At 68.5% G+C, this 21,633-nt stretch carries 19 protein-coding genes; 11 read left to right on the forward strand and 8 right to left on the reverse strand.

Features of this window, described 5'->3' with window-relative positions:
* Positions 1-83: 83 nt before the first annotated feature.
* The 3 genes from ACFOPO_RS09690 to dtd form a co-directional block, all read right to left on the reverse strand.
* A complete protein-coding gene (locus tag ACFOPO_RS09690; RefSeq protein WP_386702998.1) occupies positions 84-803 on the reverse strand; it encodes an IclR family transcriptional regulator in 720 nt (239 codons plus the stop codon).
* Positions 804-954: 151 nt separating this feature from the next.
* Positions 955-2,823: an RNA polymerase sigma factor RpoD gene (gene rpoD, locus ACFOPO_RS09695; protein ID WP_386702999.1), complete on the reverse strand. Its 1,869-nt coding sequence runs from the start codon at positions 2,821-2,823 to the stop codon at positions 955-957.
* Positions 2,824-2,883: 60 nt separating this feature from the next.
* A complete protein-coding gene (gene dtd / locus ACFOPO_RS09700; protein ID WP_386703000.1) occupies positions 2,884-3,324 on the reverse strand; it encodes a D-aminoacyl-tRNA deacylase in 441 nt (146 codons plus the stop codon).
* Positions 3,325-3,425: 101 nt separating this feature from the next.
* Here dtd and ACFOPO_RS09705 point away from each other — a divergent pair, with 101 nt between their 5' ends.
* The 3 genes from ACFOPO_RS09705 (at position 3,426) to ACFOPO_RS09715 (ending at position 6,457) form a co-directional block, all read left to right on the forward strand.
* Positions 3,426-4,364 carry a lauroyl acyltransferase gene (locus ACFOPO_RS09705; protein ID WP_386703001.1) on the forward strand — a complete coding sequence of 313 codons (939 nt, stop codon included), beginning with the start codon at positions 3,426-3,428 and terminating at the stop codon, positions 4,362-4,364.
* Between the two features lie 65 nt (positions 4,365-4,429).
* Positions 4,430-4,951 (forward strand): PH domain-containing protein, encoded by a 522-nt coding sequence (locus ACFOPO_RS09710; RefSeq protein ID WP_386703002.1) that lies wholly within the window; start codon positions 4,430-4,432, stop codon positions 4,949-4,951.
* A gap of 27 nt (positions 4,952-4,978) precedes the next feature.
* On the forward strand, positions 4,979-6,457 hold the full coding sequence (locus ACFOPO_RS09715; RefSeq protein ID WP_386703003.1) for a PH domain-containing protein: 1,479 nt from the start codon (positions 4,979-4,981) through the stop codon (positions 6,455-6,457).
* 4 nt (positions 6,458-6,461) lie between these two features.
* Here the strand turns inward: ACFOPO_RS09715 and ACFOPO_RS09720 are convergent, their stop codons facing one another.
* Positions 6,462-7,514 carry a CDP-glycerol glycerophosphotransferase family protein gene (locus ACFOPO_RS09720; protein WP_386703292.1) on the reverse strand — a complete coding sequence of 351 codons (1,053 nt, stop codon included), beginning with the start codon at positions 7,512-7,514 and terminating at the stop codon, positions 6,462-6,464.
* A gap of 58 nt (positions 7,515-7,572) precedes the next feature.
* Here ACFOPO_RS09720 and ACFOPO_RS09725 point away from each other — a divergent pair, with 58 nt between their 5' ends.
* Complete coding sequence (locus tag ACFOPO_RS09725) at positions 7,573-8,340, forward strand: glycosyltransferase family 2 protein (protein ID WP_386703293.1); 768 nt, start codon at positions 7,573-7,575, stop codon at positions 8,338-8,340.
* Positions 8,337-9,185: a glycosyltransferase family 2 protein gene (locus ACFOPO_RS09730; RefSeq protein WP_386703004.1), complete on the forward strand. Its 849-nt coding sequence runs from the start codon at positions 8,337-8,339 to the stop codon at positions 9,183-9,185. The genes ACFOPO_RS09725 and ACFOPO_RS09730 overlap by 4 nt, the downstream gene beginning before the upstream one ends.
* Positions 9,186-9,418: 233 nt before the next feature.
* Here ACFOPO_RS09730 and ACFOPO_RS09735 read toward each other — a convergent pair whose 3' ends face one another.
* From ACFOPO_RS09735 to def, 4 genes are all read right to left on the reverse strand, one after another.
* Positions 9,419-11,104, reverse strand: coding sequence for an ArnT family glycosyltransferase (locus tag ACFOPO_RS09735; RefSeq protein ID WP_386703005.1), 1,686 nt, complete (start codon positions 11,102-11,104; stop codon positions 9,419-9,421).
* 177 nt (positions 11,105-11,281) lie between these two features.
* Positions 11,282-12,607 carry a 16S rRNA (cytosine(967)-C(5))-methyltransferase RsmB gene (gene rsmB / locus ACFOPO_RS09740; RefSeq protein ID WP_386703006.1) on the reverse strand — a complete coding sequence of 442 codons (1,326 nt, stop codon included), beginning with the start codon at positions 12,605-12,607 and terminating at the stop codon, positions 11,282-11,284.
* Positions 12,608-12,615: 8 nt separating this feature from the next.
* Entirely contained in the window at positions 12,616-13,530 is a 915-nt protein-coding gene (fmt, locus tag ACFOPO_RS09745) for a methionyl-tRNA formyltransferase (protein ID WP_386703007.1), read from the reverse strand.
* An 81-nt stretch (positions 13,531-13,611) separates the two neighbouring features.
* Positions 13,612-14,127: a peptide deformylase gene (gene def, locus ACFOPO_RS09750; RefSeq protein ID WP_386703009.1), complete on the reverse strand. Its 516-nt coding sequence runs from the start codon at positions 14,125-14,127 to the stop codon at positions 13,612-13,614.
* A gap of 245 nt (positions 14,128-14,372) precedes the next feature.
* Between def and ACFOPO_RS09755 the strand changes: the two genes are divergently transcribed.
* From ACFOPO_RS09755 to ACFOPO_RS09780, 6 genes are all read left to right on the forward strand, one after another.
* Entirely contained in the window at positions 14,373-15,521 is a 1,149-nt protein-coding gene (locus ACFOPO_RS09755) for a LysM peptidoglycan-binding domain-containing protein (RefSeq protein WP_386703294.1), read from the forward strand.
* Between the two features lie 74 nt (positions 15,522-15,595).
* Positions 15,596-16,741 (forward strand): DNA-processing protein DprA, encoded by a 1,146-nt coding sequence (gene dprA, locus ACFOPO_RS09760; RefSeq protein WP_386703010.1) that lies wholly within the window; start codon positions 15,596-15,598, stop codon positions 16,739-16,741.
* A gap of 76 nt (positions 16,742-16,817) precedes the next feature.
* Positions 16,818-17,306 (forward strand): DUF494 family protein, encoded by a 489-nt coding sequence (locus tag ACFOPO_RS09765; protein ID WP_200607559.1) that lies wholly within the window; start codon positions 16,818-16,820, stop codon positions 17,304-17,306.
* A gap of 315 nt (positions 17,307-17,621) precedes the next feature.
* Complete coding sequence (locus tag ACFOPO_RS09770; RefSeq protein ID WP_386703011.1) at positions 17,622-20,132, forward strand: DNA topoisomerase I; 2,511 nt, start codon at positions 17,622-17,624, stop codon at positions 20,130-20,132.
* A gap of 123 nt (positions 20,133-20,255) precedes the next feature.
* The gene (locus tag ACFOPO_RS09775; protein ID WP_386703012.1) at positions 20,256-20,816 is read left to right on the forward strand and encodes a Sua5/YciO/YrdC/YwlC family protein; all 561 of its coding nucleotides are present in this window, start codon (positions 20,256-20,258) and stop codon (positions 20,814-20,816) included.
* A gap of 101 nt (positions 20,817-20,917) precedes the next feature.
* Complete coding sequence (locus ACFOPO_RS09780; protein WP_386703013.1) at positions 20,918-21,526, forward strand: DUF1579 domain-containing protein; 609 nt, start codon at positions 20,918-20,920, stop codon at positions 21,524-21,526.
* Positions 21,527-21,633: the final 107 nt, after the last annotated feature.

The raw sequence follows: 21,633 nt of genomic DNA on the forward strand, positions 1-21,633 counted from the left end.
GCCCGCTCCCCAAGGTGTCGCTGGACGGTATTGCTAATTTAGCAACACGTCAATCCGCACTGCACCACGCCAGCCGTCCCTGATCACCCGATTGCCTTGACCGCCTCGCGCAGCGCAGCGACCAGATCGTCGGTCGCCGACTCGGGGATCCAGCCCGACATGGCGATGCCCGCATGCACCGGGTCGCCCATGGGCACGGCGACGATGTGGTGGTCGCGGTCATCGGCCACGTGGATGCGGGCATAGCCCTGCGCGCGGGTCACCTGCAACGTGGCCAGCAGCGAATCGATGCCCTCGGGGAAGTTCGGGATCTCGTGACCTGCATAAAGATCGCGGACCTCCTCGTCGGTCATCTGCGCGAGCAGGACGATGCCGATGCCGCTGGTGGTCGCCGGCAGCAGACCGATGCGGCCCAGGCCACGCGCGGCCTCGATGCCCGGCGGCGCATGGAACAGGTAGCTGACGCTGTGGTTCCACAGCACGCCCAGGGCGACGGTGTGGCCGAACCGGCGCAGCTCTTCCAGCACCGGCAGCGCGCGCCGGATCAGGCCGGAGGCGAACAGGCTCTGCGCCGCCAGCACATGCATGCCGGGACCGGCGGTGTACTTGCGGTTGGCGGTCTGGCGCGCAATGCCCAGGTAGGCCAGCGTCTTGAGCAGGCGATTGACCCGGGTCGGGTTCGCATCGAGCTGGCGCGCCAACTCCCGGCAGCCCACGGGCTCGGGCGAGGACGCCAGCGCCTGCAGCGTGGCGATCCCGTCGATCAGGCTCTGGTTGGGCTGCGCGTTTGGCTTGGCTTTCATGCGTTCAGGGTAAACGCGAACGGCGCTGACGGACAGATGGCTGCTATATGCGCAACGAAAACGCCCTTGGGTCCACGCCTTCGCGGGAATGACGGGCCACAAAAAAGCCCCGCGGATGCGGGGCTTTTTCGTCACAGCTCTCGAAAACCAATCAATCGATATCGAGGAAGCTGCGCAGCTGTTCCGAACGGCTCGGGTGACGCAGCTTGCGCAGCGCCTTCGCCTCGATCTGGCGGATGCGCTCACGCGTCACATCGAACTGCTTGCCGACTTCCTCGAGGGTGTGGTCGGTGTTCATGTCGATGCCGAAGCGCATGCGCAGCACCTTGGCTTCCCTCGGGGTCAGGCCGGCGAGCACGTCGCGGACCGTCTCGGTCAGGTTGATGTTGGTGGTGGCCTCGACCGGGGACTCGATGTTCGTGTCCTCGATGAAATCGCCCAGATGCGAATCCTCGTCGTCGCCGATCGGGGTTTCCATCGAGATCGGTTCCTTGGCGATCTTCATGACCTTCCGGATCTTGTCCTCCGGCATGTCCATTTCTTTCGCCAGCTCTTCCGGAGTCGCTTCGCGGCCGTACTGCTGCAGCATCTGGCGGCTGATGCGGTTGAGCTTGTTGATCGTCTCGATCATGTGCACCGGGATACGGATGGTGCGCGCCTGGTCGGCGATCGAACGGGTGATCGCCTGGCGGATCCACCAGGTCGCATAGGTCGAGAACTTGAAGCCGCGACGGAACTCGAACTTGTCGACCGCCTTCATCAGGCCGATGTTGCCTTCCTGGATCAGGTCGAGGAACTGCAGGCCACGGTTGGTGTACTTCTTGGCGATCGAGATCACCAGGCGCAGGTTGGCCTCGACCATTTCCTTCTTGGCCTTGCGCGCCTTGGCTTCGCCATAGGCCATCTGGCGGGAGATGTCCTTGATGTCGGCCAGGGTCAGCAGCGATGCGGTCTCGACCGCGATCGTGGCTTCCTGCTCGGAGATGATCTGGTCCTTGACGTCACGCAGGCCCGACGACCACTTCTGCTTGCGCTTGAGCAGCTCGTCCACCCACTCCAGGTTGGTCTGGTTGCCTTCCCAGGCGCGGATGAAGTCCTTGCGCGGCATCTTGGCGACGCGCGTGGACAGGTCGAGGATGCGGCGCTCGTGGTCCTTGATCTTGTTGACGACCTCGCGCAGGTTGCGCACCAGCACGTCGGTCAGCGGCAGCGGCAGCTTGAAGGTGACGAACACCGCGGCCATGTCCTCGCGCAGCTTCAGCGCGGTCTTGTGGCCGGCACCGTGCTTGGCATGCGCCTTGAGGAACTTGTTGTAGTGGTCGGCCAACGCTTCCATGCGCGTGGCGACCTCGACCGGATCGGGGCCGCTGACGACTTCTTCGGCTTCTTCGGCGACCGGCGCTTCTTCCTCGTCGTCATCGACTTCGGCATCGGCATCGGCCACCACGACCGGCGCCGGCGGTTCCGGCACGTCGTCGAGGTGATCGTTGAAGCCAACAATGATCTCAGCCAGGCGCTTCTTGCCCGCCTTGTGCTGCTCGTAGTCTTCGAGGATCGAGGCGATGGTCGCGGGGAAGATACCCAGCGATGCCTGGACCTGGCCCAGGCCTTCTTCGATGCGCTTGGCGATGGCGATTTCGCCTTCGCGGGTCAGCAGCTCGACCGTGCCCATCTCGCGCATGTACATGCGCACCGGGTCGGTGGTGCGGCCGCCTTCGCCGTCGAGCGCGGTCAGCGCTGCGGCAGCTTCTTCGGCAGCGGTGTCGTCGACTTCACGGTTGCCCGTGCCGCCGTCTGCGAGCAGCAGGGTTTCGGCATCGGGGGCCACTTCGTGGACCTCGATACCCATGCCGTTGATCATGCCGATGATGTCTTCGATCTGCTCGGCATCGACGAGGTCGTCGGGCAGGTGATCGTTGACCTCGGCATAGGTCAGGTAGCCCTGCTCCAGGCCCTTGCTGATCAACTGCTTGATATCGGAGGAGGGGGGCTGACGTTCGTTGGCCATGTGCTGCGCCACCGCGCTATGAGAGGGTTGGGAACGTTCCAGTATATCAGGCCGGAGGGGTCGGGGCCGGACTCAGGAACGAAGAAGGAAGGTGACCGGGCCGTCGTTGACCAGGCTGATCACCATATGGGCACCGAAGCGCCCCGTTTCCAGCCCCCCTGTGTGTTTTTGCCTGCAGATTTCGACCAGCCTGCTGAACAAAGGTTCAGCCAGCTCGGGCGCGGCGGCGGTACTGAAGCCCGGACGCATGCCGCTGCGGGTATCGGCCGCCAGGGTGAACTGGCTGACCAGCAGCAACCCGCCGCCGGTGTCCGCCAGGCCGAGGTTCATTCGGCCGGCCTCGTCGGCAAATACACGGTATCCGAGCAGCCGTTCGGCCATCCGCTGCGCCTGGGCCTCGCCGTCGCCCGGCTCAACGCCCACCAGGGCCAGCAGGCCGGGGCCGATGGCGCCGATGGTTTCGCCTTCGACCCGGACGGCCGCTTCGGTGACGCGTTGGATCAGGGCCAGCATGCGGTTGGTCGGTCCAAGCAGGATTCGGGGGCTGTTGTAGCCTAATGCGCGCTCCGGGCGGAACCCCGGCGCGCTTCCCCCCCTCCTCGCCGAACCCTGCCATGACCGGCTTCGCCGCCCGCCTGCTCTACGCCTCCGCCGCCCTGCTCGGCCGCCTGCCCTGGTCGTGGCTGCTGGGCCTGGGCGATGCATTGGCGGCGTGGTGGCGCTGGCGCGACGTGCGCGAAAGCCGGGTCGCAAGGATCAACCTCGAGCTGGCCTACCCGGACCTGCTGCCGGCGCAGCGCGATGAACTGCACCGCGCGATCCTGCGCACCACGGCGCGCCAGGTGCTGGAAACCGTGCGCCTGTGGACCCGTCCGCACGCCGAGAACCTGGGCCTGCTGCGCGAGCAGCACGGCACCGACCTTATGGATGCGGCGATCGCCGCCGGCCGTGGCGTGATCATCGCCGCGCCCCACCATGGCAACTGGGAGCTGCTCAACCAGTGGCTGGCCTGGCGCACGCCGCTGGCGATCCTGTACCGGCCGCCGGAGTCGGCAGTGGTGGAGGCGTTCCTCAACCTGGTTCGCGCTGACGCTGGCCACGGCGACAACGGCGAAGGCGAGCGCGTCACCCAGGTGCGCGCCGAAGGCCCGGCGATCCGCCAGCTGTTCAAGCGCCTCAACGACGGTGGCGTGGTCGGCATCCTGCCCGACCAGCAACCCAAGGCCGGCGATGGCGAGTTCGCGCCGTTCTTCGGCGTGCAGGCATTGACGATGACCCTGCTCGGCCGCCTGGCTTCGCGCACCGGTGCCACCGTGCTGTTCGCCTGGTGCGAGCGCGTGGACACGCATACCGGCCACCCCGGTTTCGCCCTGCACATCGAGGCGGCACCGGCGGCGATGTCCGATCCGGATCCGAAAGTGGCCGTGGCCGCGCTCAACGCCGCGGTCGAGCACATCGCCCGCCGTGACCCGGCGCAATACCAGTGGACCTACAAACGCTATACGCTGCGACCGCCGGGTTCTGGGGAAGAGAATCCGTACTGGAACCGCTGACCGGGCGACGCCGTCAAACACGGGCATCGCTGGCGCGGCCGACGCCTGACAGCTGACGGATGCCCATGCTCACGCCCGACTCGCCGAACACTGCGCCGCAAGTTCCGCCGCCCACGGGCGTCGATTCCGCCGCCGAATGGCAACCCCTGCCCGCCCGTGCACGCACGCTGTTCCTGCTGGGCACGGCGCCGGTGGCCATCCCGTTCGCGTTCGGCGGGTTCATCTTCACCCGCGTCCTCGACCTGTCGCCGTTGCTGGCGCCGCTGGGGCTCATCGTCGGTCTGGCGCTGGGCCTCTGGATCGGGCTGAAGCAGTACCGCTACACCTTCTGGCGCCTCGACGAGGACGGCCTGGCGATCCGCCGCGGCCGCATGTGGCAGCGCGAGACGCGGGTCCCGGCCACGCGCGTGCAGCACCTGGACCTCAAGCGCGGACCGCTGCAGCGCCGGCGCAACCTGGCGACGCTGGTCGTGCACACCGCCGGCACCCGCCACAGCTCGGTGGCCGTGCCGCACCTGGATGCCGGCGACGCCGAGCGCCTGCGCGACCGCCTCGGCCGCCAGATCGACCACGATGACGACCAGTAACCGTGGTCTTTCGCGCGAGCTGACGCGATGAACGGACCCGTGACCGCCATCGAGCCCGAGCGCCGGCTGCATCCGATGTCGTGGCTGTTCGTGCTGGTGCAGCAGCTCAAGCAGTTCATCGTGCCGTTGGCGGTGCTGCTGTTCTTCGGTCGTGGCGACCGCAACGAACTGTGGCCGCTGATCGGCGTCGCCGTGCTGGTGATCACCTCGCTGTGGCAGTACTTCACCTACCGCTACGGCGTGGCCGGCGACCACCTGGTGGTGCGCAGCGGGTTGCTGGAACGCAGCCTGCGCGTGATCCCGTTTGCGCGCATCCACAACGTCGCCTTGCAGCAGTCGCTGCTGCACCGCCTGTTCGGCGTGGCCGAAGTGCGCCTGGAATCCGCCGGTGGTGCCAAGCCCGAAGCGCAGATGCGCGTGCTCAAGCTCGATGATGCGCTCGCGCTGGAAGCACTGGTTCGCCGTCGCGGCGCGGCTTCCGACGTGGTGGTCGAAGAGCCCGCGGCCGATACCCTGCTGACGCTGCCGTTCGGCGAAGTGCTGCGCCTGGGCATCGTCTCCAATCGCGGCATGCTGGTCGTCGGCGCGGCCTTCGCCGGCTCGGCGCAGTTCAGCCCGAAGCTCATCCCGAATCTGTTCGAAGCCGTCGGCATGCGCATGTTCGGCTACGCCGGCGAGCATGGCTTCGGCCCGGTCGAGTACGCCGCCGCCGGCATGGCGGTGTTCGCCGTGATCGTCGGCGCGTTGCGGCTGCTGTCGATGCTGCTGGCGCTGCTGCAGTACTACGGCTTCACCCTGACTGAGCAGGACCGCCGCCTCACCGTCGAACGCGGCCTGCTGGCGCGCTGGCGCACCAGTGCCTCGCGCCGTCGCATCCAGGCCTGGACGCTGCGCGAAGGCGTGCTGCACCGCTGGATGAAGCGGCGCAGCCTCGAAGTCGACACCGCCGTGGCCGAGGACGGCCGCCAGCAGCGCGCCTTGCGCGAACTGGCGCCGATCGCCACGCCGGCCGCCTGCGATGCGCTGATCGAACACCTGCTGCCGCGCGCGACCTGGTCGCAGCTGGCATGGCAGCCGCTGCCGCCATCGAGCTGGTGGCGCTTGTTCGTGCCGTCGCTGCCGTTCGTGCTGATCGCGACGGTGGTGCTGTGCGCGCGCTTCGGCGCCTGGGGCCTGCTGGCGCTGCTGTGGCTGCCGTGGTCGGCGTTCAAGGCGCGGCGACGTGCGCAGCGGGCTGCTTATGCGGTGGGCGAGGAAGTGATCGCCGTGCGCGAGGGCTGGTGGACGCGACACTGGCGCTTTGCCGAGATCGACAAGCTGCAGGCACTGCAGCTGACCCGGTCGCCGATCGACCGCCGTTGCGGCACCGCCACGCTGTGGCTGGATACCAGCGGCGCCGGCGCGATGGCACCGTCGCTGCGGGTGCGCTTCCTGCCCGAGGCGGACGCGCAGGCGCTGTATGCGCGCCTGGCGGCCACGCTCGCGCGGCGGCCGTTGCGCTGGTGATTTCTCAGGGTCGCCAGTAACCCAGCTCGCGGCGGATCTGCAGCGCGCGCCATAGCGACGACAGCGGCTTGCGTCGCAGCGTGCCCAGTTCGCCAGCCAGCAGCGATTCGGTCGCGGCCATGACGCGCTGGGAAGAGCGTCCGTCGCGGTAGGGATGGATCGCGTCGGCATACGCCGACAGCGCGGCGATGAGTGCCGGCTCCGGCGCAAACGCGCGCTCCAGCATCTGCGGCAACTGCGCCGGATCGTCGAAGTCGAGCATGTGCGGCTTCGGCGCGCGGTTGCGGAACGTCACCACCGGCTTGCGCTGCACGACGAACTCCGACACCACCGACGTCGTATCGGCGAGCAGCACATCGGCCGCACGCTGCGCGGTGACCAGCTGTTCGGTCTCGAAGAACGCGGCGTTGGCGCCAGCCAGCGAGCGATAGCGCATGAACAGTTCCGGCGGGCACTTCGGGTGCAGTGTCAGCAGCCAGTAGCGGTCGCCCTTGGCGACTTCCGCGGCGATCGCATCGAACAGGTGCGGTGCCGCGCTCAGGCGCTCGGTGAAGGTCGAGGCGAACATCACCACGGGCCGCGAGCCGGCCGGCGCGCGCATGGCCGCCGAGGCGCCATCGTCGTCGCCAAACAGCGGATCGAGCTTGGGCCAGCCGGTCTCGACCACGGCGAAGTGCCCGGCCTGCGCCGCCAATGCCTTGAATGGCGCCGTAGTCGCCGGGCCCTGCGTGCAGTACAGGTCGAACAGCCCGCGCACGCGGAAATGGCCACGCTCGTCCGAGCGTTTCTCGACGTTGAAGCCATGGAACAGCTGCACCTTGGCGCCGGACACGAAGGGCGGCACCCAGTTGGCGGCACTGAACACCGCGCGCGGTTTCAGCGCGACCGCCTCGTGCAGGCCTATCATTCGCACCGGCGCCGGCAGTTCGGCGCCGGCGGCGCCGTCGACGAACCAGGCGTGCACGCCGTGCCCCGCTGCTTGCAGCGCCTGCGCCAGCGGTTGCAGGATGGGCAGCGCATAGCGTTCGCTCGCGAACAACAGGTAATCGGCCATCAACGCTTCCTCGAATACGCCATCGACGCAGGGCACCACGGGCACGACACGGGCTTGCCCGCTGTCAGCCTGCATTATCGCGTTCAACGAGGCCGACCGCATCGGCGACTGCATCGCCTCCCTGGCGTTCTGCGACGAGATCGTCGTGGTCGACTCGCATTCCACCGACGCCACCGCGCAGATCGCCCGCGACCTCGGCGCCCGCGTGATCCAGCGCCCGTTCGAGGGTTTCCGCAGCCAGAAGCAGTTCGCCATCGAGCAGGCCACGCACGACTGGGTGCTGTGCCTGGACGCCGACGAGCGCGTCAGCGACGCCCTGCGCACGTCGATCGAGGCCGAACGCGCGACCTCGTTCGGCGATGCCGCAGGCTTCCGCTTTGCGCGCCTCAGCGAGTACTTCGGCAAGTTCCTGCGCCACGGCAACGCCTACCCCGACCGGGTGCTGCGCCTGTTCGATCGTCGTCGTGGCGGCTGGCGCGGCACGCGCGAGGTGCACGAGGCGGCCAGCGTCGACGGCCCGGTGCGGACCATTGCCGGTGACCTGATCCATTACCCCTACCGCTCACTCGAGCAGCAGCTGCTCAAGACCCAGCGCTACGCACGGATGATGGCCGAGCACGACTTCGCCCGCGGCAAGCGCGCAACGCTGACCGGCCTGGTGCTGTCGCCGGCGTGGCGGTTCTGGCGCGGTTACCTGCTGCGCGGCGGTTTCCGCGACGGCTGGCACGGGCTGGTCTACGCCTACGTCCGCGCCAACTACGTGCGCCAGAAGACGATCATGTTGTGGATGCTGCAGAACGGGCAGCGCGTGAGCGGGCCAGACCGATGAATGCCAGCGTCGTCATCACCACCTACAACTGGCCGCAGGCGCTGGAACTGGCGCTGGACGCGCTGGCGCACCAGCACACGCTGCCGCACGAAGTCGTGGTCGCCGACGACGGCTCGCGCGACGACACGCGCGCAATGCTGGAGCGCGTGGCGCCTGCTTTTCCCGTGCCGCTCAAGCACAGCTGGATCGAGGACCGCGGGTTCCGCGTCTCGCTCGCGCGCAACCGCGCCATTGCCGCCACCAGCGGCGATTACGTGCTGCTGCTCGACGGCGACATGCTGCCGCACCCGATGTTCGTCGCCGACCACTTGCACGCCGCCGAACGCGGCAGCTTCGTCCAGGGCATGCGCGTGCTGACCGACGAGGAAGGCCGTGACCGCCTGCTCAAGCGCGAAGTGTCGTCGCTGGGTTTCTTCGACCGCGGCCTCACCCGTCGCCGCCACACGCTGCGGATCCCGCCGCTGGCGGCGCTGTCGCTGCGCAGCACGCGCGGCCAGAGCGAAGGCGCCATCAAGACCTGCAACCAGGGCTGGTGGCGCGACGATCTGGTGATGCTCAACGGCTTCGACGAGCGTTTCGAGGGCTGGGGTCGCGAGGACAAGGACCTCGCCGTGCGCGCGTTCCACGCCGGGCTGGAGCGTCGATCATTGCGCTTCGCCGGGCTGGCCACGCACCTGTACCACCCGGAGCGGCACGAGGAAGGCGCCAGTCCCAACGACGGTCTGCTCGCAGAAACCCGCGCCAGCGGCCGTGTGCGCAGCCCGCAGGGCCTGGACCGGCACATTGCCGAGTTCGCCAGCCATCCCCTGCCCGACCTGCGCGATCTGCGGGATTCCGTCGCCTGATCCCCGGGTGCGGCCTGCGGCCTTACCCGGGCTACGCCCGACGCCGGCTCGATCGTTGATCCCCGGGTGCGGCCTACGGCCTTACCCGGGCTACGCCTGACGCCGACCCGATCGTTGATCCCCGGGTGCGGCCTGCGGCCTTACCCGGGCTACGCGCGACGGCGGCCCGACCGTTGATCCCTACGCCCGACGGCGGCCCGACCGTAGCCCGGGTAAGCGAAGCGCACCCGGGGTCAACGGCACCCCACCGCGGCAGCGCCAGGCACCAGCGTCCATCCACGCCGGTTGGCGTTGCCCAGGTGCTGCGCCTTGCCACTGTCGATGCACTCGGCCAGCGCCACGTCCTGCACCAGCAGCCAGCGCGTCGCCGGCGACTGCCGCTGCCAGGCCAGGCCGCGCTGCATCTGTTCGTCGAAGTCGACCTTGAAGCCGAACTCGGCGACGCGGCGGTCGGCCATCAGCAGGTTCTGCTCACGCCAGGCGACCAGGCCCAGCTCGGCCTGCGGGCCAATGCGACGGCCGACTTCGGTCATCAGTCCGCGTGCCGAAGAGGAGTCGTTGAGCAACGGTGCCAGCGCCAGGCCGAAACACACCCAAAGGCCGGTCAGTGTCGCCAGCATCGCCGCGATCGGGCGGGCGCGACCGAACCACAGCACGCAGCCAACGCAGAAGAATCCCAGTGCGGTGATGCTGGCGGCGAGTGCGGTGGATACGTCCTCGAGCGATCGCTCGGCAACGAAGCGGCGCTCGAAGCCCGGATCGCCCAGCAGCATCGCCAGTCCACCCACCAGCAAGCCGACAGCCAGCACCACGCTGAAGCCGAACGCGAGCCGGCGCACGCCCTTGCGCCGGACCAGGCCGGGCAGCAACGGCCCCAGCGCCAGCGCCATCATCGGCAGCGCCGGCAGGATGTACATGTCGCGCTTGCCGTTGGGCAGGGTGAAGAACACCAGCACCAGTGCCCACCACGCCAGCGGCAACAGGTAGCGCGGATCACGACGGCGAAGCCGCCGCCACCACGCCGGGATCGCCCACGGCAGCACCAGCACCGTCGGCAACCACATCGTCGCCATCACTTCGAGGAAGTACCAGACCGGCTGGCCGTGGTCCCACGACGCGCCGTAACGCTTGGCGGTCTGCCGGATCAGGATGTCGTCGATGTAGGCACGGTACTCGGGACCGGAATTGCCCAGCGCCGCGATCAGCATCGGCACCAGCCACACGCACGCGGCCAGCACGAACGCGAGCGGACCGAGCCAGAACTTCGCGCGACCTGCGTGCACCTTGACGTTCCAGCCGCGCAACGAGGCGATGCCGGCGGGAATCAGCATCAGCAGCGCGATGAAACCCACGCCCTTGCTGATCGTGCCCAGCGCCGCCGCGGCCCAGCCGAGCATCCACATCGGCCAGTTCGGTCCCTGGTTCCTGGCGACCTGCAGCACATGCCGCAGCAAACCGTAATTGGCCAGCGTGATCCAGAACACCACCAGCGGATCGATCTGCGCCTTCTTCGCCTGCCAGGTGAACTGCAGCGCGAACAGCAATGCGTAACCGGCATAGAGGCCGACGCGACGCGTCCACAGACGGCGGCCGAGATCGACCACGCACCACAGCGTGCCCAGCGCGGCCAGCAACGACGGCAGCAGGAAGGCGATGCGCCAGTTGCCGAACACGGTGTATGCGATCGCCTGCAGCCACATGAACAACGGCGGCTTGTCGGAGTACAACTCGCTGCCGCGATGCGGGAACAGCCAGTCGCCGCTTTCGATCATGTGCTTGGCGACGAGGGTGAAGCGCGGCTCGTCGGCCGGCCAGGGGTCGCGAAGGCCCAGGCCAGCGCCGAGCACGAGCACGGCGATGATCCAGAACAGCGTGGTGTCGTTGCGCCAGCTGGGGCGCGAGGCGATCGGCTTGAGCATGGCGCGGATGATAGCCGCCGGGCGTCGTCGCGATGTCGGAACAACGTCATCCCCGTCATCCCCGCGCAGGCGGGGATCCATGGACGCTGGCTTCATTGCGACGGCCCGGATCAACGTCCTTGGATCCCCGCCTTCGCGGGGATGACGGTGAAGGACGAGCCGGGAGTGAGGGCGGCCTCAGCCCTTCCTGCGCAAACGTGCGTAGAAGAAACCGTCGCAGCCCAGCTCGCCCGGCAGGCGCTGGCGGCCGGCGCCGCTGGTGCGGCCAAAGCGCTCGTCGAGCGGCTCGGCAACGGCATCCGGCGTGCGCGCCAGGAATGCATCGACCTGCGCTTCGTTCTCGGCCTTGAGGATCGAGCACGTCGCGTACAGCAGCACGCCGCCCGGGACGACGGTCGCCCATAGCGCATCGAGCAGGCGCGACTGCGTCGCCACCAGCGCGGTGAGGTCGGAAGCGCGGCGGTGCTGCAGCACGTCGGGCTGGCGGCGGATGATGCCGGTGGCCGAACAGGGTGCATCCAGCAACACCGCGTCGAACGGCGTGCCGTCCCACCATGCCTGCGTGTCGGCGGCATCGGCGGCGAGCAGCTGCACGCGTTCGCCCAGGCGCAGGCGGGTGAAGCCCGAACGCATGCGGTCCAGGCGTTGTGCGTCGATGTCGAGCGCAACGAGCTGCAGCGATGCATCACGCTCGAGCAGGTGCGCGGTCTTGCCGCCAGGGGCGGCGCAGGCATCGAGCACGCGCGCGGACGGCAGCGCCGCCAAGGCCTCGACCACCAACTGCGCGGAGGCGTCCTGCACCGATGCCGCGCCTTCGGCGAAGCCGGGCAGTGCCGCGACCGCGGCCGGCGTATCCAGGCGCAGCGCGTCTGGCAGGCGGTCGTCCACCTGCGCTTCGATGCCGGCGTCGTGCAGCCGTGCGCGGTAGTCATCACGCGATTGCTGGCGACGGTTCACGCGCAACCACATCGGCGGTTCGGCGGCGCTGGCGTCGAGGATGGCCTCGGCGTCGTCGGGCCAGTCGCGATTGATCTGGTCGCGCAGCCACTTCGGCCAGTGCGCGTGCGGTTCGCCTGCCGGCAGCCCTTCGCGCTGGGCGCGGCGCAGCAGCGCATTGACCAGTCCGGCCTGGTGGCGGCGACCGAGCGTGCGCGCCGCTTCGACCGTGGCAGCCACCGCGGCATGCGCCGGCAGGCCAAGCGGATCGAGCTGGGCGAAACCGACGAACAGCAGCGCCTTGAGTTCACTGTCGCGTTTCGGAAGCGGCCGCGGCACCCAGGCCTGCAGCGCCGACTCGAAACGCGCCGGATGGCGCAGCACCGCAAAGCAGATGGCCTCGACCAGCGCGCGATCGCGCGGATCGGCGATGCGCGGCAGGGCCAGTGCCAGCTCGGCCTTCAGCGAACGGCCGTGATTGAGCACCGCATCGAGCACGCGCGCCGCGGCAGCGCGCGATGCGGCGCCGCTGTGGTTCGTGCCGGAAGTCTGGTCAGGGCGTGGCATGGCTGCCTTCAGCGCAGGTCCGGGCGACCGTTGAGGTAGTCGGCCGCGGTGATCGCCTTGCCGCCTTCGCGCTGCAGCACGCGGATGCGCAAAACGCCGCTGGCGCAGGCGACATCGAGGCCATCGCGGCCGGCACGAATCAGCAATCCCGGCTCGGCACCGTGGGCTTCGTCCAGCGCAACCGCGCCGTGCAGGCGCAGGCGTTCACCGGCGACGACCGCTTCGGCCATCGGCCACGGATTGAACGCACGCACCTTGTTGGCCAGCACCGTCGCCGGCTGCGACCAGTCGAGGCGGGCCTCGGCCTTGTCGAGCTTGTGTGCGTAGGTGACGCCTTCCTCTGGCTGCGGCTGCGGCACCGGGCGGATGTCGGCGCGCAGCAGGCCCAGGCCATCGGCCAGCACCTGCGCGCCGAGCGCGGACAGGCGATCGTGCAGCTGGCCGCCGGTTTCCTGCTCGCCGATCTGCAGCGATTGCGAGAGCAGCACCGGGCCGGTGTCCAGGCCCTTCTCCATCTGCATCAGGCATACGCCCGACTCGCTGTCGCCGGCTTCGATCGCACGCTGGATCGGCGCCGCGCCGCGCCAGCGCGGCAGCAGCGATGCGTGCACGTTCCAGCAGCCGTACGTGGGGATGTCGAGGACCGACTGCGGCAGGATCAGCCCGTAGGCCACCACCACCATCAGGTCCGGCTTGAGCGCGCGCAGGGCGTCCTTCGACACGGCCGACTTGAAGTTTTCCGGCTGGAACACCTCGATGCCGCGCAGCAGCGCCTCGCGCTTGACCGGCGACGGCGTCAGCCCGCGGCCGCGCCCGGCCGGGCGATCGGGCTGGGTGTAGACGGCGACCACCTCACCGCGCTGCGAGGCCGCGCGCAGGCACGGCACGGCGAAGTCGGGGGTGCCGGCGAAGACGATTCTCATCGGGGGATGTGCGCCAAGTGGGGGTTGGTGTCATCCCGGCGGGCAGGCCGGGGCCTGCCTGTCACCGCGGGAAGGGAGGGCTCAGGCCGCGGCCTGGCGACGCTGCTTGGCCAGCTTCTTGCGCACCATTTCGCGCTTGAGCGGCGAGAGGTAGTCGACGAACAGCTTGCCGGCCAGGTGGTCCATCTCGTGCTGGATGCACACCGCCAGCAGGCCTTCGGCCTCGATCGTCTGCGGCTTGGCGTCGCGGTCGAGGAAGCTGACGGTGATGCGGTCGGCGCGGGTCACGTCGGCGAAGATGCCGGGGACCGACAGGCAGCCTTCCTGGTAGACCTGCTCGCCGTCGCGGGCGGTGATCTCCGGGTTGATGAACACCCGCGGCTCGTCGTGCTCCTCGCTGATGTCCATGACCATGAAGCGCTGGTGCACGTCGACCTGGCTGGCCGCCAGGCCGATGCCCGGGGCCTCGTACATGGTCTCGAACATGTCGTCGAGCAGCTTCTGGAACTCGGCGCTGGTGACGCGCGCAGGATCGACCGGCACGGCGACGGTGCGCAGTCGCGGATCGGGGAATTCGAGAATCGGGAGCTGGGCCATGGCAATTTCGGAGGGCGTGGTGGACCGCGTTGCGGACAGCGATCTAAATGGGGGCGTGTGTCACAACCACAACAAGTAGTGCGATTGTAACCCCGTTGGGGGGCTGCCACGCTTGCAACCGTGTGGTTCTTCTGGGCTATATTGCCGCGGGGCCCCGCCTTTACCGGCGGATGGGGAAGCTGCCTTGGGGCAGCACGTCAAGGGGCCGTCGATCAGGCTCATTAGGGGAAAACCAGATGGTCACCATTTTCAAACCGTTGCGCACGGTGCTGACCGCTGCGTTGCTGACGGTCGCCACCTACGGCGTGGCCGCCGAGGTCGCGGGCAACCATCCTGACACCTACGTGGTCAAGAAGGGCGACACCCTGTGGGACATCGCCGGCAAGTTCCTGCAGAAGCCCTGGCTGTGGCCGGAAATCTGGCAGGCCAACCCGCAGGTCAAGAATCCGCACCTGATCTACCCCGGCGACGTGCTCTCGCTGGCCTACCTCGACCGCGTCGCGGTGCAGGAAGGCCCGCGTGAAGAGGCGCCGATCAACGCCATCCCGCTGTCCGACGTCGAGGCCTTCCTCAAGGACATGCGCGTGGTCGAGGACTTCGAGGGCCTGCCCTACGTGGTCGGCCTGGAAGAAGACCGCCTCGCCGGCAGCCTCGACCAGGTGGCCTACATCAAGGGCCTGGCCGACGCCCAGCCGGGCCAGCGCTACGCCATCGTCCGTCCGTCGCACCGCTACGTGACGATGGATCCGGATCGCTGCTGCGACAACTCCGGCCGCCGCGCCGCCGACCTCGACTTCCGCGGCAAGCGCAACATCGGCCTGGAATCGCTGTGGAACTACCAGCTGCCGGCCGGCGGCGGCGAGTTCCTCGGTTACGAGCTGACCAAGCAGACCACCGGCACGATCAGCCGCGGCGTCGTCGGCGACAGTGACGCCGCCACGCTGGTGATCGACGGCAACGGCCGCGAAGTCCGCGTCGGCGATCGCCTGATCCCGGTCGAGGCGCAGGCCTACGACCTGCAGTTCATGCCGCATGCCCCGAACCAGGAGCTGCCGCTCGACAAGGCCCGCGTCATCGCCGTTGCCGACGCACTCACCAGCGGCGGCAATCGTGACGTCGTGGCACTGTCGGTCGGCACCGCCGACGGCATCGACAACGGCACCGTGCTGTCGGCCTGGCGCCAGGGCAGCCTCGAGATCGACCGCGTCAAGGCCGGCATCGATCGCAGCTACGACGCCACCACGCGTGGTGGCGAGGTCAAGCTGCCCGACGAGTTCGCCAGCCACCTGATGGTCTTCCGCACCTTCGAGAAGGTCAGCTACGCGCTGGTCATGGACGGCGTCCGCCCGACCCGCCTGGGCTATCGCCTGAAGCATCCGGACGCGACCAACTGATCGCCGCCTGATCCTACGAACCAAGCCGACGGCGCCCTAGGGCGCCGTCGTCGTTTCCGGCCCAGGCTGGGGCGATGCCTGCCACCGCCGATGACGACACCCACGCACTCCTGACGCTGCTGGTCGCCGGCGGCGCGGTCGAACCGCGGCGACGGCTGCTGGAACGCCAAGCCAGCCCGGCACAGGCACTGGCGGCAGGGCCCGCGTCCTGGCGCGAATGCGGCCTGACGGCGGCCCAGGTGCACAGCCTGCGCACGCCGGATGCGACACGCCTGGCCGAGGCCGCTGCGTGGCTGCGGCAACCCGGCCACCATCTCATCGACTGTCGCCACCCGGACTATCCGGCACTGCTTCGACGCGGGCCAAACCCGCCGCTGGCGCTGTTCGTCGCCGGCGACCCGGCGCTGCTCTGGCATCCCTCGGTCGCCATCGTCGGCACGCGCAGCCCGACACCGGCCGGCGCCGCCAACGCCGCCAGCTTCGCCCGCGCGATGGCGCAATCGGGCCTGGGGGTCACCAGCGGGCTGGCCGCCGGCATCGACACGGCCGCGCACGAAGCCGCGCTGGCCGCAGGCGGCGTCACCGTCGCCGTGCTCGGCACCGGCCCTGACGTCGCCTACCCGCGCAGCAATGCCCGCCTGCTCGCGCGCATCGCCGCCGAAGGTGCGGTGGTCAGCGAGCACCTGCCTGGCACGGGTGCACTGAGATCCCACTTCCCCACCCGCAACCGCATCATCGCCGGCCTGTCGCTGGCGACCCTGGTGATCGAGGCTGCCTGGCAGTCCGGCGCACTGATCACCGCCCGCCTCGCCGCCGAAGCCGGACGCGATGTCTTCGCATTGCCTGGCTCGATCCGCAACCCGGTCGCCCGCGGCTGCCACCGGCTGATCCGCGAAGGCGCCGGCCTGGTCGAGGAACCGGACGAGGTCATCGCCGCCCTGGCGCCGCAGGCACAGGCCCTGGCGCAGGACTTGCGGACGCGCCTGGACGCCCCAATTCATCGCGGTGACGGAATCGTTGGACACCGGGCGGGTGATTCAGCCGCCGATGGCCCCGACTACCAGCAGTTGTGGCTGGCCTTGGGCCACGACCCCACCACTATGGATGAACTTGTCACACGGACTGGATTGACGGCCGCAGCAGTGTCCTCCATGCTGCTGCTCATGGAGCTTGATGGTCGTGTTCAGGCACAACACGGCCGGTACTTCCGCAATCGCTGAATGCGTCTTGTCAGCGACCCGCGGGTCACCCGCAAGTTTCTGCCCACCGCGCCGCATGCGGCGCAGGCCGAGGGAAATGAAAGAGAGCATTCTGGACGTCCTGCTGTACCTGTTCGAGCATTACTTCACTGAAGATGCGGACCTCGTCCGCGACCACGATTCGCTCCGCAGCGGTCCTCTCTTCGACGAGCTCGGCAAAGCCGGGTTCAGCCCCGCCGAGATCAACAAAGCCTTCGAGTGGCTCGATGCGCTGGCCCAGCAACGGCCCAGTGCCAGTGCCCCGCGTGCCGACGGCCCGACCCGCATCTACTTCGGCCCCGAGCTCGACCGGCTCGACGTCGAATGCCGCGGCTTCCTGATGTTCCTGGAGCAGCACGGCGTGCTCGATGCCGGCCAGCGCGAGCTGGTGCTCGACCGCGCCATGGCCCTGGACCAGGACGAACTGGACCTGGACGACCTGAAGTGGGTCGTGCTGATGGTCCTGTTCAACCAGCCCGGCTCCGAGGCGGCCTACGCCTGGATGGAAACCCAGATGTTCGAGGACGAGCCCGAGCCGGTGCACTGAGCCGGGTGCACTGAGCCGGCACGCCATCGTCCAAGCGTCCGCCCCCTCCCCGGGGGCCTCGCCAGAGCGCCTCGCGCGCTCCTTCGGCGGAAAAACCGCCACCGCTTCCTCGCCCGATGCAGGCGCGCTGCAGCCGCCGCGCATGCGCTGGCGATCCCGACTTCACGCAGCCGCGCTTGACAGCCGTGGCAGGCGCATGCCCTCAATAAATAAAAGGAAGCCCCCCTGCGCCCGCCCTGATTGCCGGCCCAGCCTTCCTCAGACCTCAACCGTTACAACCGCCAGCAGCGCCGGAACAGGTCCTGCGGAGCCCCCATGGCCAAGAATCTCCTAATCGTCGAGTCGCCTGCCAAGGCCAAGACGATCAACAAGTACCTAGGCAAGGACTTCACCGTCCTGGCCTCCTATGGCCACGTCCGCGACCTGGTGCCGAAGGAAGGCGCAGTCGACCCCGACCGCGGCTTCGCCATGCGCTACGACCTGATCGAGAAGAACGAGAAGCACGTCGACGCCATCGCCAAGGCCGCCAAGGGCGCCGACGCGCTCTACCTGGCGACCGACCCGGACCGCGAGGGCGAGGCGATCAGCTGGCACATCGCGGAGATCCTGCGTGAGCGCGGCCTGCTCGAGGGCAAGACCCTGCAGCGGGTGGTGTTCACCGAGATCACCCCGCGCGCCATCAAGGAAGCGATGACGCAGCCGCGGCAGATCGCCACCGACCTGGTCGATGCGCAACAGGCACGCCGCGCGCTCGACTACCTGGTCGGCTTCAACCTGTCGCCGGTGCTGTGGCGCAAGGTGCAGCGCGGCCTGTCCGCCGGCCGCGTGCAGTCGCCGGCACTGCGCATGATCGTCGAGCGCGAGGAAGAGATCGAAGCCTTCATCGCCCGCGAGTACTGGTCGATCGAGGCCGAGTGCGCGCACCCGACCCAGACCTTCACCGCCAAGCTCAACAAGCTCGACGGCAAGAAGTTCGAGCAGTTCACCGTCACCGACGGCGACACCGCCGAGTCGGCGCGCCAGCGCATCGTCAAGGCCGCCAATGGCGCCCTGCACGTCACCGACGTCGCCAGCAAGGAGCGCAAGCGCCGCCCGTCGCCGCCGTTCACCACCTCCACGCTGCAGCAGGAAGGCTCGCGCAAGCTCGGCTTCACCACGCGCAAGACCATGCAGGTCGCGCAGAAGCTGTACGAAGGCGTGACCCTCGGCGACGAGGGCACCGTCGGCCTGATCAGCTACATGCGTACCGACTCGGTGAGCCTGTCGGAAGAAGCGCTGGGCGAGATCCGCGACGTGATCGCCCGCGACTACGGCACGCGCGCGCTGCCGGACAAGCCCAACACCTACCAGACCAAGTCCAAGAACGCTCAGGAAGCGCACGAAGCGGTTCGCCCGACCTCGGCGCTGCGCACGCCGGCGCAGGTGTCGCGCTTCCTCAGCGACGACGAGCGCCGCCTGTACGAACTGATCTGGAAGCGCGCCGTCGCTTCGCAGATGGTCCCGGCCACGCTCAACACCGTTTCGGTCGACCTGGCTGCCGGCAGCGAACACAGCTTCCGCGCCTCGGGCACCACCGTGGTCGACCCGGGCTTCCTCGCCGTCTACGAGGAAGGCAAGGACACCAAGACCAGCGAGGACGAGGACGAAGGCCGCAAGCTGCCGGCGATGAAGATCGGCGATCGCGTGCCGCTCGAACGCATCCACGCCGACCAGCATTTCACCCAGCCGCCGCCGCGCTTCACCGAAGCGGCGCTGGTGAAGGCGCTCGAGGAATACGGCATCGGCCGTCCCTCGACCTACGCCTCGATCATCCAGACCCTGCTGTTCCGCAAGTACGTCGAGATGGAAGGCCGCAGCTTCCGTCCGTCCGATGTCGGTCGTGCGGTCAGCAAGTTCCTCTCCAGCCACTTCACCCAGTACGTCGACTACGACTTCACCGCCAAGCTCGAGGACGAGCTCGACGCGGTGTCGCGTGGCGAAGAGGAATGGGTGCCGCTGATGGAGAAGTTCTGGGGGCCGTTCAAGGAGCTGGTGCTCGACAAGACCGAGTCGGTCGATCGCAGCGAAGCCACTGGCGCGCGCGAGCTGGGCACCGATCCCAAGAGCGGCAAGCCGGTCAGCGTGCGCCTGGGCCGTTATGGGCCGTACGCGCAGATCGGCACGGTCGAGGACGAGGAGAAGCCGGAATTCGCTTCGCTGCGTCCGGGCCAGAGCATGCACACGATCGAGCTGGCCGACGCGCTGGAGCTGTTCAAGCTGCCGCGCAAGCTGGGCCAGAGCAACGGCCATGAAGTCAGCGTCGGCATCGGCCGCTTCGGTCCGTTCGCCAAGCGCGGCACCGTGTACGCCTCGCTGCCGAAGGAAGACGACCCGCACACCATCGATTTCGACCGCGCGGTGTTCCTGATCGAAGAGAAGGAAGAGATCGCCCGCAACCGCATCATCAAGCAGTGGGACGACAGCGACATCCAGGTCCTCAACGGCCGCTTTGGTCCGTACATCAGCGACGGCAAGCTCAACGGCAAGATTCCCAAGGACCGTGAGCCGGCATCGCTGACGCTGGAGGAAGTCACCCAGCTGCTGGCCGATACCGGCAAGCCGGTGCGCGGCCGCTTCGGCAAGAAGAAGACGGCGGCGAAGAAGGAACCGGCAGTGAAGGTCGCCAAGACGGCGGTGGCGAAGAAGGCCGTCGCGAAGAAGGCACCGGCCAAGAAGGCTGCCAAGAAGGCCACCAAGAAGACGGCGGCAAAGAAGGCGCCTGCCAAGAAGGCCGTGGCCAAGAAGGCGCCTGCGAAGAAAGCGGTGAAGAAGGTCGCCAAGGCCTGAGGGCAGCCCTCACCCCAACCCCTCTCCCGCAAGCGGGAGAGGGGCTCAGATTCACTTCTCCCGCTTGCGGGAGAAGGTGCCCGAAGGGCGGATGAGGGCAGCACTTGCCGTTATCCTTCCTCCATGCCGCAGCTGACCCCCACCGAAGCCGCCAACGCCCTGCTCCGTGGCGCCGTCATCGCCTACCCGACCGAAGCCGTCTGGGGCCTGGGGTGTGATCCTTTCGACGAGGCCGCGGTCACGCGACTGCTCGCGATCAAGCAACGGCCGGTCGAAAAAGGCCTCATCCTGATCGTCGGCGCGCTCTGGCAGATCGACGGTCTGCTCGACTGGGAGTCGCTTCCGCCGCCGCGCCGCGAGGCCGTGCTGGCGACCTGGCCGGGCCCCAACACCTGGATCGTGCCGACCACCGCGCGCGTTCCGCGCTGGATCACCGGCGCCCACGACGGCGTCGCCGTGCGCGTCAGCGACCACCCCACGGTCATCGCCCTGTGCGCTGCGTTTGGTGGCCCACTGGTCTCCACCAGCGCCAACCTCAGCGGCGAGCCGCCCGTGCACGCCCGCGAAGCGCTGGATCCGCGCTTGCTGGTGCAACTCGACGGCGTGACCGAGGGCGAAACCGGCGGCCTCGCCTCGCCCACCACCATCCGCGACGCCCGCAGCGGCGCGCAGCTGCGCGCATAGCCAGCACCGCCGGCACGCCGGCTTAACGGCCAAGGTCGTAGCGTCCCGGCGCCGGGCGTTGATCGGCAACGCCCCGACCAGGCCCACCCCCGGAGGCCGTCATGAAGATCGCGCAGATGTCCCTGCTGGCGCTGGCGTTGTTCGCCGCACTGCCGCTGGCGGCCCAGGAGCAGAAGACCGAGCCCTCGCAACTCAGTCCCGAGCAGCAGGCCATGATGCAGGCGTGGGGAAAAGCCGCGCAGCCGGGCGAGCAGCACAAGCAGCTGGCCGCCATGGTCGGCAAGTGGACCACCAAGCAGACGATGTGGATGGATCCGAACGCACCGCCGATGACCGAGACCGGTTCGGCGACCAACACATTGGTCCTCGGCGGCCGTCACATCCGCCAGGACTTCCGCGGCAAGTGGATGGGCCAGCCGTTCGAAGGCGTCGGCTACATCGGCTACGACAACGTCATCGGCAAGTACTACAGCACCTGGATGGACAGCGGCTCGACCGGCATCTTCGTCTCGCACGGCGATTACGACCCGGCGACGAAGACCTACACCTACCTGGGCGAGATGGCCGACCCGGCGTCGAACGGCGCGAAGATCCCGGTGCGCCAGGTCGTACGCGTCGTCGACAACGACCACGAGGTGTTCGAGATGTACGAGACCCGTGACGGCAAGGAAGCCAAGACGATGCAGATCGACTACACACGGCAGAAGTGACGGCGGCAACGGGAGCAGCGGCCATGTACGCGCATCCAGACTTTTCACATCCGCACTTTTCACATCCATGCCTTTCGCGGCGCGCGGCAACGGCGCATGCTGCGCGC

Origin of the sequence: Lysobacter sp. GCM10012299 (assembly GCF_042649405.1) — a bacterium.
Classification (GTDB): domain Bacteria; phylum Pseudomonadota; class Gammaproteobacteria; order Xanthomonadales; family Xanthomonadaceae; genus Lysobacter_J.